Genomic DNA, 17,442 nt, shown 5'->3' on the forward strand with positions numbered 1-17,442 from the left:
TGGATTAGCCGAAGGCGTAAGCTACAAATCTGGCTCCGACATCACGATGACGTAATCAGCGCTGCTTGATAAAGCCAAGCAGCCCTCAGCGACTATCCCGACCTACATGACTATTTCAAATCACCAAGGCTAATGAGCTTACTCTTCACCATTTAAAGTATTTTACCAACCGCAAGCTAACAAATTAAAGATATATGTTAGAGTTCGCTATCCTGGCGGTAGGCGCTTAATGCACCTGCCCCTCATCCAGTCACTCTGTGATGTACGCTTGATGGCCCTCATGTAATTACTCATGATTGTTATCCCATTGTTAGTTGTGAAGTCATGCGCATCCGCGCTAGATAAGCCAGGATTTGAGATGAGGAGTGTTTCACTATGAAAAAGCGTGAACAACTACTAGCTCTTGCGGCACTCACTTGTGCGAATTCATTCTTTGAATTCGCATCTAAAGTGATTGACTTCTTGAGCGTGACTTTTAACTATCCTACCCAATATGAGTCCTAAGTGGTCTTCAAAATTTGAGATAAAGCCGGGCCGCTGGGTTTTTGTACCTACCCCAGCTGCGATCGAAAATGGCAATAAAATTAAAAAAACCATTGAGGCTTGCTGGATCCCGCCCTCTAATTATTATCACCTTAAAGATGGAGGACACGTAGAAGCCATTAAAATACACCTAAGAAACACTCAATTTATTCACCTCGACATAACAAATTTCTTTGGATGTGTCAGCAAGAACAGAATTACTCGCAATCTCAAAGGGCTCGTTGGATATGAAGCAGCCAAAGAAATTGCTGAATCATCAACCGTTCTTAGACCTTGCGTCTTACCCTTTGGCTTTGTTCAGTCCACTATCATTGCTTCGCTGTGCCTTTATAAAAGCCGCCTAGGTTCTTACTTAGTTCAATTGCAAAAATCTGGAGTAACCATCAGCGTATATATGGATGACATCATTCTTTCTACAAATAGAGAAAAGATAAATGTCTTAGCTAATGAGTTATCATTCGACGAAGTGAAAGCTGAGTTAAAAAATCAAGCAGCAATGTCAGGTTTTCCATTGAATGTAGAAAAAGAACACGGCCCTGCTCATACAATTACGGCATACAATATTGAACTTTCGCACGAATCCATGCACATTGAGCCATCAAGACTTGCCATACTCATTGATGATTATTCGAAAACAGATAATGAGCACGTCAAGAATGGAATTTATGGGTACATAAACTCTATTAATCCCGAGCAGGTGCTGGAATTGAGCTGCACTTAAAAAAAAGAGTAGTATTCATCACTCCTCCAAATTGCCATGCACAAAGTTATGCACGTCTTTGTTGACCTTTTTTGAGGAAGACAAAAGATAGATCAACGTTAAAAACAAAACCTAACTGTCTGAAGTTCTTCTTTTTACCCCCCTAAGAAACCACAGCCTCCGGCCTAGCCATCGGCCGCTCCAGCTCCAGCACCACCAGCTTTGCCATATCAGACAGCATTTCTATTTCAAAATCGAGCAAGGCGCGGGGGTTTTTGTCGATCAGGCAGAGCGTGCCGAGGTTCATGCCATTGCTGGCTTTTAAGGGCGCTCCGGCATAGAAGCGGATTTGTGGCTCGCCGATGACGAGCGGGTTATCAAAGAAGCGCTCATCTAATAGAGCGTCTTCAATCACAAACACGTCGTCTTGCAAAATAGTGTGGCCGCAAAATGAGATGTCGCGGGGCGTTTCTTTGGCGTCCAGCCCACAGGCCGATTTGAACCATTGCCGGTTTACATCAATCAGGCTGACTACCGCAATTTGCACACGAAAAAAAGCCGCTGCGGCGCGTGTGAGGTTATCAAAACGCGCTTCAGGCGGCGTATCCAGAATGAGCAACTCGCGCAGTGTCTGTACACGCAAGGCCTCATCGGGAGGGAATGCAGGCACCTGCATAACATATCCTGTCTAGCTTATAACAGGCACCATTATACTCTTGAAAGCTAGCTGATGATCAGGCTTAAGGGTGCACTAGGTCGGGAAAAGTGGATTTCTTCATAGGGCCAGTGGCCATGCCTCGACGCAGCAAGTGAATATGATGCGTTTTTGTAGGGCGGGTGCAACCCGCCGCGCTTTGCTGAAACACGAAAAACGGCGGGTTGCACCCGCCCTACGATCATTCGATCTTGAGCCATTTAAGAATGCGCTCCCCTCGCCCTTTTGGGAGAGAGGAGCGGGAAAAAAACCTAGTGGCAAGCACACTCACCATGCGCATGCGGCTTAGCTGGAATACTTGCAAAGCTTGGCAGCTTGCCATGTTCGGCTAAATGCTGACGCGCTTGGCGGGTGGCTTCTAGCATATTGGCCAAGGCTGCTTCGGTTTCTGGCCAATTACGGGTTTTCAGGCCGCAATCCGGGTTCACCCACAGTAGCTCTACCGGCACCACTTCGGCGGCTTTGGCGATCAGGCGCAGCATGTCTTCCACCGGTGGAATACGCGGGCTGTGAATATCGTACACACCTGGGCCCACTTCATTTGGATACTTAAAGGTGCCAAAGCCGGTGAGCAATTCCATATCCGAGCGGCTGGTTTCAATGGTGATCACGTCTGCATCCATTGCAGCAATGGCGGGCAGAATATCGTTGAATTCCGAATAGCACATATGGGTGTGGATTTGCGTTTGATTCGCCACGCCAGATGCAGAGATACGGAACGCCTCGGCTGCCCAGTGCAGGTAAACGGCCCAATCGCTCTTTTTAAGCGGCAAACCTTCACGAAAAGCCGGCTCATCAATCTGAATAATGCCAATGCCTGCGGTTTCCAGATCGACCACTTCATCCCGAATCGCCAGCGCAATTTGCTTTGTGGTTACCGAGCGCGGCTGATCGTCGCGCACAAAAGACCATTGTAAAATCGTCACCGGGCCAGTCAGCATGCCTTTCATTGGCTTTTGCGTCAGGCTTTGCGCGTATTGGGTCCACTCCACCGTCATTGGTGTTGGGCGGCTTACATCGCCAAATAAGACCGGCGGTTTTACGCAGCGGCTGCCGTAGCTTTGCACCCAGCCAAACTGGGTAAAGGCAAAGCCAGATAGCTGCTCACCAAAGTATTCCACCATATCATTGCGCTCGGCTTCGCCGTGTACCAGCACATCAATGCCCAAGGCTTCTTGCTTTTCCACCGCAAGGCGAATCTCGGCTTGCATCTGCTCTACATAATCGTTTTGTGCCAGTGTGCCCTTTTTGAACGCCGCACGCGCCGCACGGATTTCTTTGGTTTGCGGGAAAGAGCCGATGGTAGTGGTGGGCAGTGGCGGCAGGTTAAAGCGCAGTTTTTGCTCTGCTTGGCGGGTAGCAAACACAGCATGGCGGCGTGCATCAGCCTCGCTCAGGCCTTGAATACGTGCACTCACCGCTGGATTATGAATCCGTGGCGATGCCCCGCGTGAGGCTACTTTTTCGGCATTAGCGCTTAGCTCGGCGCTCACATCAGCTCCGCTCAAGGCACGTTTTAACACGCTGATTTCTTGCAATTTTTGCTTGGCAAAGGCTAACCAGCCTTTTAATTCTTCATCTAGCTTAGTTTCTTGCGCCAAATCAACCGGCACATGCAGCAAGGAGCATGAAGCGCTCAACCAAATATTGCGTCCTTGCAGTGCTTCTACCCGCGCCAGAATCGCAGATAAATCGCTCACCCAGATATTGCGGCCATCCACCACGCCCAAGGATAAAACCTTGTTGGCTGGCCAGTTGCTAGCAAAAGCAACTAATTGTTGCGGCGCACGGACCAAATCAAGATGCACACCGGCTACCGGCAAATCACGCAGCAGGGCCACATGGGCTGCAACTGATTCAAAGTAGGTAGCAACTAATACTTTAGGGCCGGTATAGGCAAAGCTGCGATACACCGGCTCGAATGCGGCCAGCCATTCTGGCTCTAAATCCAGCCCCAAAATCGGCTCATCGAGTTGCAACCATTCCACGCCTAATTTTGCCAAGCGCTCCAGAATGCGCGCATAGGCCGCCACTACTTTGGGCAAAAGGCTGAGCTTATCAAAGCCCGCTGTTTTGGCTTTGGCCAAATAAAGGAAAGTGATCGGGCCGGGCAAGACCGCCTTCACTGCGTGCCCTAGTGACCTAGCTTCTTCGATCTCATAAAAGAACCAATCTACCCCACCGGCAAAAGCAGTGTTTTCATCCAGCTCTGGCACCAGATAGTGGTAATTGGTATCAAACCACTTGGTCATTTCTAAGGCTGGCTGCTCGGCATTGCCACGCGCCAATTCAAAGTATTGTTTCAGGCTTAAATCCTTAGGGCTTAAACCTCCGACCTCATTAAAACCAAAACGCGCAGGCAAAGCGCCCAATAGCGCCGAAGCATTCAGCATCTGGTCATACCAAGCAAAATCGCCGACCGCTACAAAATCAAGGCCAGCGTCTTTTTGCCATTGCCAATGCTGGCGGCGCAAAGCGTTGCCCGTTTGGGCCAAAGCGCTTTCATCAATCTCGCCCTTCCAGAATTGCTCAACAGCAAATTTAAGCTCGCGCTCTGCACCAATACGCGGAAAACCAAGAATATGGGCCTTTGTAGTATGAGTAGTAGTCATCGCAATCTCTGTTTGTCATGAATATTATTTGTATCATGCCTGTGGAATTGATATGATTCAAATTCATTATTTTCATAACAACGATGAATTACTCTCAACAACAACGATGTAGTTTACAACGAGTAAAACCCAAATCTTGAACCACGGAGGACACGGAGAACACAGAGGGCCACGGAGAAAACCTGAGTTTTGTAAAGGAAACTTCAAAGTAGTTATCCCTGAATGCCGTTATCCGAAATCCAGCCAAGATACTGGAGTTCCTCGGGAATGACGACATAACGCAGTTTCCAAGGATGGGTAAAACCGTTCTGTATTACAGAAATCAAGAATGCCTTAAGGAAACAAGATTCTGTCTTTCTCCGTGTTCTCTGTGTTCTCCGTGGTTCAAGACATGGGTTTTCAGTCCGCAAAAATATAAAGGCCACCATGCAATCCTTACTCGAACTTCGTCACCTCAAAACTCTGCTCGCTATTCGTGAATCGGGCAATCTGACCCGTGCGGCGGAGCGTTTGCACCTGACGCAATCGGCGCTGTCGCATCAAATTCGCCTTTTAGAAGATCACTACGCGCTGCCGCTACTGCTGCGTAAATCCAGCCTAGGTAAATCCAGCCCGCTAAAATTAACCTCAGCGGGGGAAAAACTTGCCCAGCTTGCGGCCGAGTTTTTGCCGCGTATCGATCAGGCCGAGCGGGATATCGCTAAATTAAGAGAAGGCGAAGCGGGCCAGCTGCGCATTGCAGTGGAGTGCCACACCTGTTTTGACTGGCTAATGCCTGCCATGGATAACTTTCGCGGCCACTGGCCGGAAGTCGAGCTGGATATCGTGTCCGGCTTTCATGCCGACCCGGTGCAACTTTTATTTGAAGACCGCGCCGATCTGGCTATTGTGTCCGAGGCCGCTGATGAGCCAGGTATCAGCTATCAACCGCTCTTTAGCTACGAAATGATCGCCCTGATCGCCAAAGATCACCCGCTGGCAAATAAGCCCTTTTTAAGCGCCGAAGATTTTGCCAATGAAACGCTGATCAGCTACCCCGTGCCCGATGACATGCTGGATTTAATCCGCAAAGTATTAAAACCCGCAGGCATCAATCCCAAGCGCCGCACGACCGAGCTCACCGCCGCCATCTTGCAACTGGTCGCCAGCCGCCGGGGCATCGCCGCTCTACCCAGCTGGAGCGTGCAACATTATCTGGAGCGCGGCTATGTGGTGGCCAAACCCATCACCGAACAAGGCCTGACATCCGACCTCTACGCCGCCGTCCCCCTTGCCCAAATCGACACCGCCTTTGTCAAAGACTTCGTCACCACCACCCGCGAAGTCAGCCGCATCAGCCTGCCGGGGGTGACGTTGTTGTAGACAGAGACAGGGATGATGAGATCACGTAGGGCGCACTCGAAGCTCTGCGTGCGATGCCTGCATCGTTCAGCGATAGCGCAGTGCGCCACTTTCACTTCATCAAATCATATCGGTGATATCCGTCTTCCACCAAGCTGTCGTCATACCGCAACAAATATCCAGCAATCACCACGATCTTTTATTCCCAATAAATATATAAGCTAAGATAGATCCACCCAAACAAATATAAGATAGGTCATCGTGAAACTCGCCCACGCCCTTGCCCTTATCCTGATCACTAGCTCTGCTTTTGCAGCCAATACGCCGCCCGGTATTGCTTGGGAGCAAGGTGATGTGGCGGCGGCTTTTGCCAAAGCCAAAGCCGAAAAAAAACCGCTGTTTTTATACTGGGGAGCCACATGGTGCCCGCCTTGCAATCAGATTAAAGCGACGGTGTTTAATCAGCAGCGCTTTATTGATCGCACCAAGCAATTTATTCCGGTGTATATCGATGGCGATAGTGCAGGTGCGCAAAAGCTGGCCAGCCAATTTAAAGTGCGCGGCTATCCCAGCATGATTTTATTTAAACCGGACGGCTCAGAAATCACTCGCCTGCCGGGTGAAGTGGATGCAGATCGCTACCTAAGCACACTGGAATTGGGCTTGTCTAATGCCCGCCCGGTTAAAGAAACGCTGAGCAGCGCGCTGGCCGGTGGCAAGCTGAGCAGTGACGATTGGCGCTTACTGGCCGATTACTCTTGGGATTCTGATCAGGCCCAGCTCGTTCCCGAAGATCAGCTTGCTGCCACACTTAAAACCCTGGCCAAGTTTGTGCCCGCCTCTGAAAGCTACGCGTCTACCCATTTGCAACTTAAAGCCATTTCCATTGCAGCAGGGGATGATAAAGCAAGCGGCTCAGCAGAAGAGCTGGCACTGGTGCATAAAGTGCTGGCCGATAAGCAGCAAACACGCGATAACTTTGATGTGATCGTGAATAGCGCCAGCGATATAGTCAGCTATTTAAGTAAGGCGCAAACCGGTGAGCGCAGCCAGTTAAGTGATGCATGGAATAAAGCCTTGCAACAGCTGGCGCGGGATAAAACGCTTTCGGCTAATGATCGCTTAAGCGCGCTCACCAGCCAGGTAGCGCTAGCCAAGCTTGATGCGGCCAAAGACAGCAAGCTGGCTGCGCCTATCATTAAAGAAGTGCGTGAACGCGTGGCAGAGGCGGACAAAACCACCACCAATGGTTTCGAGCGGCAATCCGTAATCAGCACGGCCGCTTACACACTCAGCGAAGCAGGCTTGCTGGATGAATCGGATGTGTTACTCAAAGCCGAGCTAAAACGCTCGCATGCGCCTTACTACTTTATGCTTTCCCTCGGGGCCAACGCTAAAAAACGTGGCGATAAAACCGCGGCCTTAGGCTGGTACGAAGAAGCGTATAAAAAGTCCGAAGGCCCGGCTACCCGCGTGCAATGGGGCAGCAGCTATGTAAGCGCACTGGTTGATCTGGCTCCACAAAATGAAGAGCGCATCGAGCAGACCACCCAAGGTATTCTGAAAGAAGTGGCGGTAACGCCTAACGCCTTTTACGAACGCAGCCGCCGCTCCTTAGAAAAAATCATCAGCAAACTTGCTACGTGGAATAAAGACAAGCAACACGATGCGGTAGTTGGCCGTGTATTGACTCAGCTTGATGGCATCTGCAGCAAGCTGCCCGCTAGCGATCCACAACGCGCCACTTGCCAAGACTTGCTTAAGCCTAAGGGATAAAAAAAGCGGGCACGATGAGTGCCCGCTATGCACGCCTCCCTCCCCCAACTTAGCAACCTATATCAATCGCACCGGCTTAATCTGCAAGGCATGGAGGTGTTATGAGTAAAAGTAGGACGGTAGAGGATTATGGGCGGCGGCTGATGCGGGTGGTGAATACCATCTGGCAAGATCCCACAGTGTCGTATTCAATTGAGCAACTAGCGGGCATTGCGCATTTTTCGCCTTTTCATTTTCATCGTATTTATCGGGAAATGATGGGTGAAACGGTCAATGCCACCCAGCTGCGGATGCGTTTACTGCATGCGTCGCGGCTATTAGCCCAAACGAATGAAATTCCCTTAATCCGTATTGCCCAGCGTGCGGGATATCAAAGTAGTGCGGCCTTTGTGCGCTCTTTTGCTGCCGCGCACGGCATGCCACCGGGCGCTTACCGTCGGCAAAGACTCAGCCACATCCATTCTCAAATTAATCAGGAGCTTGGTATGTATAACGTTGAATTTCGTAAACTCGATGCGCCGATTCACTTAGCCGCCAGCCGTCATCATGGCTCGTATTTAAATATTGGCGAGGCCTTTGCCCGTTTGCAATTATCTAAAACAGCGCTGCCCGTCGATCCAATGCAAGTGCGCTGGTTTGCCCAATACCATGATGATCCGCAAAGCGTGGCTGTCAGCGATCTACGCTCGGATGCCTGCGTAGAAATCAAAGCCGATGGTGATTTACCAAGCGATCTTGCCCGGGCGCAAATCCCTGCGGGGCGCTATGGAGTGATTGAGCACCGTGGCCCTTATAGCGAGCTGCAACAGGCTTATCACTGGCTGTTTGGGGTATGGCTGCCACAAAGCGGCGAGCAGCCTGCCAATATTCCGGTGATCGAGCAATATCTTAATCTGCCGCACAATACTCCGCCCAAAGATTTGCGCACCGAAATTTGGGTGGCGCTTGCTACTTGATTAAATTCAATCATTGACCACATAAAAAAAGCAGGCCCAAACGGCCTGCTTTTTTTATTTATACTACAAATTAAAGCTTGTAATCAAAACCAATAAATCCATACCGGCCAGAGGTGGTACCGCTATGCCCGCCACCATCAACAGAGTATGGCGAAACTTTATCAAACAGATTATTCACACCCAATACAAAAGATGTGTTTTTATTGAGCTGATAACCCGCAGATAAATTAAATACCGTGTATGAGGGCAAATAGCCATCTGGGTTACTGCTATTTTCTGGCAGATCAGCTGCATCATGCACACGGGCAAAGGTTTTAGCGGTTAAAGTGGCATCGTATTCTGCATATTGATAGCCTAATGAAATCCGGTTAGACCAATCTGGCGTGTCATACCCGCCTGTTCGCTCAATGGGCGCTTCACCTTCCAGATCAGAGCTCTTATAGCTCAGCGTATAGCTAAACTGATCCCGAAAAATAAACTTGCCCCAGCCATTAGTTTTATAAGCGTAATTGAAATCAATATCGAGGCCAGAGGTATCAATCTGCCCAATATTGGCCAAAGGCAAATCGACCACTTCGATTTTTCCTTTTGCTAAAGTCGGGTAATTTTTTACTTCATCCGGATCCAGTGCCAAACGTTTAATCAATTTAGCCATAGCAGGATTGCTGTCTTCGTGATCAATCACATACTGCGGATTCAAACGAGCAATCGCATCATTTTGCTTGATATTGTACCAATCAATACTGAACGATAAGTCTTTTAGCGGCTGGAATACAAAACCCAGCGTTAAGTTATTGGATGTTTCCGGTTTTAACTCCGGATTACTACGGCTATTTAAATCAACTCTACCTATGCATTCACCGCTTGGAACTCCCATTGGCTTGCAACGTGCCCAGTCATTATAAAAGTAATAACTTGGGGTAGCTGACATGCTTAATTGCTGTAGGCTTGGCGCTCTGAATGTACTGGTAGCCGATCCGCGCAATAGCAAAGATTCAACAGGGCGATAAGCAACGGCCACTTTAGGTGATGTGGCTCCTCCTACATCATCATAATGGTCATAACGCAATGCAGCTTGTAGCTCCAGATTTTTTAATACCGGAATATTTAATTCACCATAAATCGATTTAACCCAGCGGCTACTCGCCACAATGCTGTCTTCTTCCGCTTTTTCTTTTAAAACATTCACCCCGGCAGCAAAGCCAACATCGCCACCCGCTAATTGAAATAGCGAAGCATTAGAAACCCGCGCATCGCCAATTAATAAAGAAGCCGTGCCTTCACGATAACGTGAACTGATTAAAGCTTTGGCTAAGGCTTCTGAATTATTTGCAATAAATGGATCGTATCCGCCCTTTTTAAATGCAGCCGTAATTTTGGCTGGATCGGCGCGGTCTCTCGCTTGGCTGCTTTTATTGCTGCTGTAGGTCAAAGCGGTTTCAGCATCCCAGCCAGCCAGCGTGCCCTTAGCCCCCATAACTGCACGTAGCGTATCGCTGTCTACATTGTTTTGCGCTAAACCTGCTTCATAAATACGCCGGGTAACGGTGATATCTTTACCATTGGTTTTTACCCCGTTAATCACGTCTTTATAGGCCGCATCACCGACTTTTATCACCGCTTGCGCGGCGGGAATAGAAAGAGGCCAACTTTCAAAAGATTGTCTGTCTTGGCCAATCCCCAGCTCGGCAAATAATAAAGCATTATCACTCAGCTGGTAGTTATAAAGTGTATTGGCATTTAAGCGTTTTATATGTGCGCTACGATAAAGATTTTCACTAGAGAGGCATTTCTGGTTGCCAAATTGATCAGTCACCACTTCGCCATTGCCTTCGCAACCGGGCAATAGTGTTGTTGTTCCCCCTTTGATTTTATAAGCACCACCATGCAAGCCCGTAAAGCGATTATCTGCCCCACCTAAACCACGTTTATCTAGGCTTTTAGTTGCATCATGCTGATTATCAAAAGTAGGTTTTTTATCCGTCACATCCAGTGTGATTAATAAATTTTGATTATCTTCATTTATATTACCAAAGCCAGCAGCAATGCCCAGCACTAAATCCTGCCCATCACCCGCAAAGTTTTGCCCATATTTACCCGTTACCGAAACGCCTTGAAAATTGCGTTTGGTTTTAAAATTAATCACCCCAGCTACCGCATCAGAACCATAAATAGCCGCTGCACCATCGTAAAGCACTTCAATTTGCTCAATTGCAGAGAGCGGAATATTGTTCAGGCTAACCGGGCTGGTATCAACATCGGCAAAACCATTCGGTGCTAAGCGGCGACCATTGAGTAAAATCAGCGTATTTTTAGCCCCCATATTGCGCAGGCCCACGTTGCTAGAACCCGGTGCAAACCGGCCACCATCCGTTGCAAACTCTAGCGAAGCCTTTGGAAGCAAGTTATCAAGCGCTTCAACCACCGTTGTCGCTCCTGACTTTTCGATTTCATCACGCTTAATCACCGTCACCAAAGAAGGGCCTTCTTTATTGATCCGCTTAATATTAGAGCCCACCACCTCAACCCGCTCCACCTTACTTGTTGGTAGATCTTCGGCATAGGCAGCAGCAGTGATTTGAGCGATCACAATCGCCAGTAATTTTGGTCTAAAGCGCATTACATCCCCCTGAGCAAATAAAAAGCGGATACCTTTTTATTCTTTAAAGTTATTAAAAGTATTTTTATATACCCAATAACTAATTTAGCACAGGAAGTAACGGCAATGACAAAGGAATAATAAAAACACCCAGCAACAAATATAAGCCTATGATTTATATAAAAAATAAATAATAAAAAACATTTGCAGCGCTACAACAACCATTTATTGCATATAAACAGACCATTAAATAATAAAAACCCTAGCTTCATCTTAATAAAGCGAGAGCTTTATATATACTTATTACTTAAAACAAGCTGATTATGCCTATTGCTCAATCTCATTATAAATATGGTAGGGCGGGTGAAACCCGTATATTTATTCAGCATCACTCGCGGGTTTCACCCGCCCTACAAATTCAAAAACCAAACCCAGCACTCAAGAAATCCACTTACACAGAGTCGATTGAGCAAGCGGCATAATCAGGTAAAACAATTAAAAATACTAAAGAGATTATTTAAAGGATATTTAAATCGGCTTGTGAGCAGCAAAATTTTAAGCAAGCGCACTAAATTAGGAAGGATCCACCCATACCACGCAATTTTTCTCCTGATGCTTGGCTTGGTAAGTCCCCTCATCGGCTCGTTTAACCAAGCTTTTAGCATCATCACCCACGATAAACTGGCTTACTCCAATACTCACCGTGCAATGAAGTATTTACTCCGGGGCTGGGTGCTGAATTTGATCGGCAAAGCGCTGGCGCAAACGTTGCGCCACATTGACTGCATCTTCGCTGCGTATTTCTAGCAAAGCCACAATAAACGCTTCATCACCATAGCGATAAGCACTGTCCATTTCTCTTAAGCAGCTCCGAATCACCATAGCAAGCGGTTGCAATACTTTATCGCCTTCTAAATGACCGTATTGATCGTTTACTTTTTTAAAATTATCAATATCCATCAAAAGAAAAGATAAAGGCCGTCCATAACGCCATGCTCATTTTAGGGATTATTGACGCTTGATTCGCAATTGCGCTGGGCCAGAAAATGGCTAGACACAAGGCATGCGACGAAGGTAATGACAAGTTATTACCAAGTAACATAACGCAGTCTAAAAATATTGCAGAGTATTAATCAATATAATTTAAATTCACATAAAAAATGGCCACTGATCAACATATATATTGTTAATCAGCGGCCGTTTTAGCAGATCAGTGTTACTTTATTTCAAATCAAACTTCACTCGTGACTTGTTATCTTCATTGCTGTTTATCTTGGATTTCACTAAGAAAATACGCGTTTCATCTACACCAGCAGCCAACAGTGCTGATTTAACCAGCAAAGCTCGCCGTAAGCCCAGAGCATATAAATCATCATTTTTTACTACTGTATGCTCAAAGATCAGTTTTTCCATTTCTGCTACAGTCAGTGTTTTATCCATGCCAATTAAATTGGTCGGCTTAGTAAATTTTTCAGTTTTATATACTTTCTCTAGCAAGCTTGGGTACTCATCCTGACTAATCACCAGCTCATGCTCATCCTGACTTAAGCTATCTGCCACATTCGCCATTTTTAATAAGCGAATTTTTCTTTGCAAGCTCTTTTTCTTTAAACCTTGCCCATCCACAGATAGGCTTAATACGCTTTGCACATCCAGCTTTAATGCAGGGCGATCTGCAAGTATTTCAGCCAGCTGCTGAATGCTCTTTATTGCCTTATCATCTATTTTTTCGCTGCCAGCAATAAAATCAACATGTGACAATACAGCCCCTTCATGGCCCAATGAGCTTGCTAGGGCATCAAAAGGAGAGGTCACCACTTTTTCTAAAACATTGCCAATCACCTGCCAGATAATACCTGACACGCTAAATTGGGGATCATCTAATGAACCTTCAACCGGTAAATTAAGATTAACCTGGCCTCGCCTATCCGTTAACAAAGCCAGTGCTAATTTAACGGGTAATGTTGTAGCGTCTTTGCCCTCTGTTCTTTCTTCACTTAAATTAAGCTGATCTAAAAATATTTTATTACTTGCGATTAATTTACTACCTTCAATTTTATAAGCAATATCCATCGACATCTTACCCTTCTCAATCCCATAGCCTGCATACTTAGTAGAGTAAGTCGAAGCCGAGGTTAAATCATAGTTTTTAACTCCCCCTTTTAAATCAAGGAATATTTTCTTTGATAAGGGATTCAATTCACCACTAACTTTAACCGGGGCAGTTTTATCTACAAACCCCTGTAAATCAAGCTGGGCACGCGCATTTTCCGCACTAGACAAGCCCGCAATAGTCCCGGTCATCTTCGTTAAATTGGCAGTGAAATTAGGCTTAATAAAAAAGTCGCTGTAGCGGATATCACCGTTATTCAATACAATTTTTTTAATCTGAACAGGCGGCAAGCCTTGCTCAGCCACCGGCACCGCCGTTACAGCACTTGCCGTATTGGCATTGACCACAGAAACCTGCTTGCCATCTTGCACCAGAATATCTTGTAAATTAAGTCTGCCCGTTGGCGATAAAATCAAACGTGAAAAGAATCTATCTAATGCTATTTCAGCAATATCAACACGTAGTGGTAGTAAAGCAACATCAACGCCTTTAAAATCTAAACGATTCCACTTTAAAAAAGCAGTAGATGTCTGCTTATCAATCGCATAGAAATGATCCACGCTAAAAGCGCCACGATAGCGGCCATTTAAATCTGGCTTGCTTACAACTTGCAAATTTCCTTTTGCATTTAAAAAACCTCTGGCAAGAGAAATATTTAAATACTTAGTAAAATAGGGTTGTAAAAATGCGGCATTCACTTTGCGTAAATCCAGCGCAATTTGTGCTGAAAAAGGCATCGGCACGATATCCCCACTGATATCAATCAAGCCGCTATCGGCCCAGTGCGCACTCAATTTTAATTTACCTTTACTTCCCTCTGCGGTATCTAGCTGATCAAAAACTAAAGAGATATCTCTTATCGGAATAGAAGGCGCTTTGGCAAGGCGTTTATCTGATAAATCAAGCTGCCATTCACTCATATCCACTTTCGCAACTTGCACACGCCAAGCCTTGGAAGCAGGCGCGGCGTCACGATTGGGAATCAGCGCCGAAAAATTAAACTGCCCATTTTCCAGCCATTGCGCACCAAGTTGGCCACCTTGGCTTTCAACTGCTGCCGCTGTAATTAATTGCTGTTTTGAATCTAGTTCAAGCGCTTTAATGGCAAACTGCTCTGCCCTTAATAAGGATTTTTTCTCTTTAGGTAAATGCAAAGAAAACTGTTGTAATTTTATATCGGTATCTTTTAAAGAGTAGGCAAGTGGCTCACTAGAAAAATGAACCGTGCTTGATAAATCAAGCTGACCACTATCCACAATGCCATTAAAATAAGGAGAGATAAATGGCATATACTGCTTTAGCTCTAAAGCCGTCAGGTTTATTTTGCCATCTAAAACAAAAGGCTGAGGCGATACTTTTAAATCAGCTGTAAATAGCTCTCCCTGCGCTGTTTTTGCAGAAAATAAAACAGGAATCGTTTTATCTTTTTGATTTGAATAAGCGGCCACATCCGCTTTAATATCATCAAACTGAAAATTTTCATATGCAACACTGCTATTAACAATTTTAATATTTTTAATATCTATAATACTTTTATTTGTTTTTTTAGAACGATCAACCACTGCAACAGGCTGTTGTTTAAAAGCTTGTAGCCAATTTAATTCACCACGATCATTTTTGCTTATAGTGGTATCAAGGCCATCTACTTTGATATCGCTCAAACGATAAATTTGTGCAAGCGGCTCGATATTTTTCAATGATACGGAAAGCTGATTTACTTTAATAAATGGCTTATCTTTCAGCTCTACATTAAACTGCTCTAATTGCAAAGGCCCACTAACCAGTAGCCTTGTTCTATCTTTTTCAAGATGAAATTGCAAACTAAGCTGTCCTGACAAATAAGCAGATAATAGCTTTAATTCATTAGGCAGCTTTATATACTGCGTATATTGCGGTATATTTAATTTTTGCAAGTTAAAAGTTAATCGTGTATCTAAGCTATTAGAAAACGGTTTACTTTCACCATCAATTTTAAATACTGTTCCATTTAATTTACCAGAAACACGGGGCTGAATGTACTCATTTACTCTGTGGGACAAGGTAGAAACAAAAGGCAACGCCAGCTCTAAATTTGTTAATTTTTGCTGAGTATGCAGCACTTGATCATTAAAAATAATTGTGCCATTAATTATTTTAATATTATTAAGTGAAAAATTAACAGTTTGTTTTTTATCATTATTATTTGCAAACAACTCAATTAAATCTGAAAAGTTATACTTTGATTCATCTAATCTGATAATGTCTATTTGAGGCTGAGTCAGTGTGATCTCTTTGATAATAGGCGCCATTTTCCATAAAGAAGCCCATTCAATATCAAGCACCAGCGATTGAAACCGTGCAAATGGCACAGACTCCTTGCTGATACTTACACCATGCAAGGTCGCCTTAAGAATAAATGGATTAAACGTAACTTCTTCAATACTCACCGTGCGATGCAAGGTTTTAGAAAGCACGGCTTCCAACCTCGGCTCAGCCCATCGGGGTAAGAGCAAGCCTCCCACTAATCCAAGCAGCGACAAAAACAAGCCAAAGAACAGCAGCCAGCGTTTAAATTTCAGGCCGATTTTGCGTTCCATAAATTAAATACTCAGTTTTTCAGTAAGAAGTAAGCATTTTAAGCCGAGTCACCACAAGCTGACTATTGAGGTGTGAGCTTAATCCACAATAAATGAAATAATCCCAAAATACAAAACCGAGCATACAAGCCAAACTCATTTAGGCTGCCACGCATAAAATGATGTAAGCATATTTTTTGCCTTTATTTTTAAGGGCTAAGACACGAAAGTTTGGCTAAAACGATGTCGAACGCAGGCATTCTGTTTGCGCTTTACTCGCTCCGCTTTTCGGGTGAAATCAATGTCAGGCAAAATAATCCGCAAAAAACAAGGTAAAAAGCTTAGAATTAACGGGTATTTAAACCGGCAGCAAACCTTAATACTGGATTCCTAAAGTGGCTTTTTCATTTATTCGCAAAAAACTCACCCCTGATGCACCCGCTCATATTCCCTTAGTTGAAGTGAATGAAAAACCCACGGCTGCTCAACAAGAACCTGACTTTGATCTTGCGCAGCTTAATATTGAGGTGGTAGATAATAAGTCGCAGCTTACCCCCGCTCAAGAAGAAGCCGCAATGCTGCATAGCAGTGGTCAAAGTAAAGCGGCCATGGCTTTTCTACTTATAGAAATTAAGCAAATTACCGGATTGCGCCAAACAGAAACATGGTTAATGTTGTTTGAATTATTACAACAACATAATAATAAACCCCTGTTTGATGAAATAGGCCTGATGTTTGTTTTAGAATTTGAAAAAACGCCGCCTATTTGGCGTGATGCAATACAAAAAACAAGCAGCGAGCATTCAAATTACTATGTTTTTCCCGCTATCTTAAATAGCCAGAATATCGATAAGGAAATTAAAGCATGTCAGGCGGCTTCGCAGGGCTGCAACAAATTACGCATGGATTTGGCGAAGATCTCGCAAATCGACACCATTGCCGCAGCAGAGTTATTGGTGGCCTGGCAGCGCTTTAGCAAAAGTATACAACTACAGCTTTTGGGCAATACAGAAGTGGAGGCTTTGCTTAGAAAGCGGATTCAAACTGGTCGCGCTATTCCTGCCGAAGCACCGCTCTGGCTATTATTGATTGAATTACAGCAGATGCAAGGCCTGCAAGACGAGTTTGAAAACCTAGCGGTTGACTATGCAATTACCTTTGAGGTGTCTCCCCCTTCCTGGATAGAGACCAGCGCTGCCGTTTATGCCCCCGTAGAAGAAGCCAGTTTTATACCGCACAGCCCAACAGATCGTTTATTGATCGAAGGCGATCTGCTCAATAACAAGCCAGAGCAATTGGCCATCATCCGAGATTTTGTACGCCAACATACTTTTCCTGTGCTCGATTTTACAGCAGTGACACGGGTTGATTTTGATTCAGCAGGACAGCTACTCGGTTTATGCATGCAATACCCGCAGCAAATTACCTTTTGTAATGTAAACGCCTTGGTTCTCGCCTTACTTCGTATTATGGGGCTGACCGAGTTGCTGATTTTGTCCCAGTCATCGCAAAAATAAACCCTTGTATTTTGC

The 17,442-nt window shown here is 45.4% G+C and carries 9 protein-coding genes and 1 pseudogene; 5 read left to right on the forward strand and 5 right to left on the reverse strand.

The features are described 5' to 3' along the window. Positions 1–493 precede the first annotated feature (493 nt). Positions 494–1,264 (forward strand): reverse transcriptase domain-containing protein, encoded by a 771-nt coding sequence (locus tag ACFQNF_RS17270; RefSeq protein ID WP_380189159.1) that lies wholly within the window; start codon positions 494–496, stop codon positions 1,262–1,264. A 142-nt stretch (positions 1,265–1,406) separates the two neighbouring features. Here ACFQNF_RS17270 and ACFQNF_RS17275 read toward each other — a convergent pair whose 3' ends face one another. Continuing rightward, positions 1,407–1,919, reverse strand: coding sequence for a GAF domain-containing protein (locus tag ACFQNF_RS17275; protein WP_380189160.1), 513 nt, complete (start codon positions 1,917–1,919; stop codon positions 1,407–1,409). Between the two features lie 290 nt (positions 1,920–2,209). Then, the gene (metE, locus tag ACFQNF_RS17280) at positions 2,210–4,570 is read right to left on the reverse strand and encodes a 5-methyltetrahydropteroyltriglutamate--homocysteine S-methyltransferase (RefSeq protein ID WP_380189161.1); all 2,361 of its coding nucleotides are present in this window, start codon (positions 4,568–4,570) and stop codon (positions 2,210–2,212) included. Between the two features lie 426 nt (positions 4,571–4,996). Here metE and ACFQNF_RS17285 point away from each other — a divergent pair, with 426 nt between their 5' ends. The 3 genes from ACFQNF_RS17285 to ACFQNF_RS17295 all read left to right on the forward strand — a co-directional run bounded on the left by ACFQNF_RS17285 (position 4,997) and on the right by ACFQNF_RS17295 (position 8,643). Then, positions 4,997–5,932, forward strand: coding sequence for a LysR family transcriptional regulator (locus tag ACFQNF_RS17285; protein WP_380189162.1), 936 nt, complete (start codon positions 4,997–4,999; stop codon positions 5,930–5,932). A 240-nt stretch (positions 5,933–6,172) separates the two neighbouring features. After that, entirely contained in the window at positions 6,173–7,687 is a 1,515-nt protein-coding gene (locus ACFQNF_RS17290) for a thioredoxin family protein (RefSeq protein WP_380189163.1), read from the forward strand. 101 nt (positions 7,688–7,788) lie between these two features. Further along, complete coding sequence (locus ACFQNF_RS17295) at positions 7,789–8,643, forward strand: AraC family transcriptional regulator (RefSeq protein ID WP_380189164.1); 855 nt, start codon at positions 7,789–7,791, stop codon at positions 8,641–8,643. 70 nt (positions 8,644–8,713) lie between these two features. On the opposite strand, the gene ACFQNF_RS17300 is transcribed toward ACFQNF_RS17295, so the two are convergent. From ACFQNF_RS17300 to ACFQNF_RS17310, 3 genes and pseudogenes are all read right to left on the reverse strand, one after another. Beyond that, complete coding sequence (locus ACFQNF_RS17300) at positions 8,714–11,263, reverse strand: TonB-dependent receptor (RefSeq protein ID WP_380189165.1); 2,550 nt, start codon at positions 11,261–11,263, stop codon at positions 8,714–8,716. A 552-nt stretch (positions 11,264–11,815) separates the two neighbouring features. Further along, positions 11,816–12,220 (reverse strand): annotated as a pseudogene (locus ACFQNF_RS17305) (GGDEF domain-containing protein); the annotation flags it as partial. 243 nt (positions 12,221–12,463) lie between these two features. Further along, positions 12,464–15,931 (reverse strand): DUF748 domain-containing protein, encoded by a 3,468-nt coding sequence (locus ACFQNF_RS17310; RefSeq protein WP_380189166.1) that lies wholly within the window; start codon positions 15,929–15,931, stop codon positions 12,464–12,466. A 374-nt stretch (positions 15,932–16,305) separates the two neighbouring features. On the opposite strand from ACFQNF_RS17310, the gene ACFQNF_RS17315 reads away from it, so the two are divergent. Beyond that, positions 16,306–17,427 (forward strand): hypothetical protein, encoded by a 1,122-nt coding sequence (locus ACFQNF_RS17315; protein ID WP_380189167.1) that lies wholly within the window; start codon positions 16,306–16,308, stop codon positions 17,425–17,427. Positions 17,428–17,442: the final 15 nt, after the last annotated feature.

This window comes from Iodobacter arcticus (assembly GCF_042664895.1).
Lineage (GTDB): Bacteria > Pseudomonadota > Gammaproteobacteria > Burkholderiales > Chitinibacteraceae > Iodobacter > Iodobacter arcticus.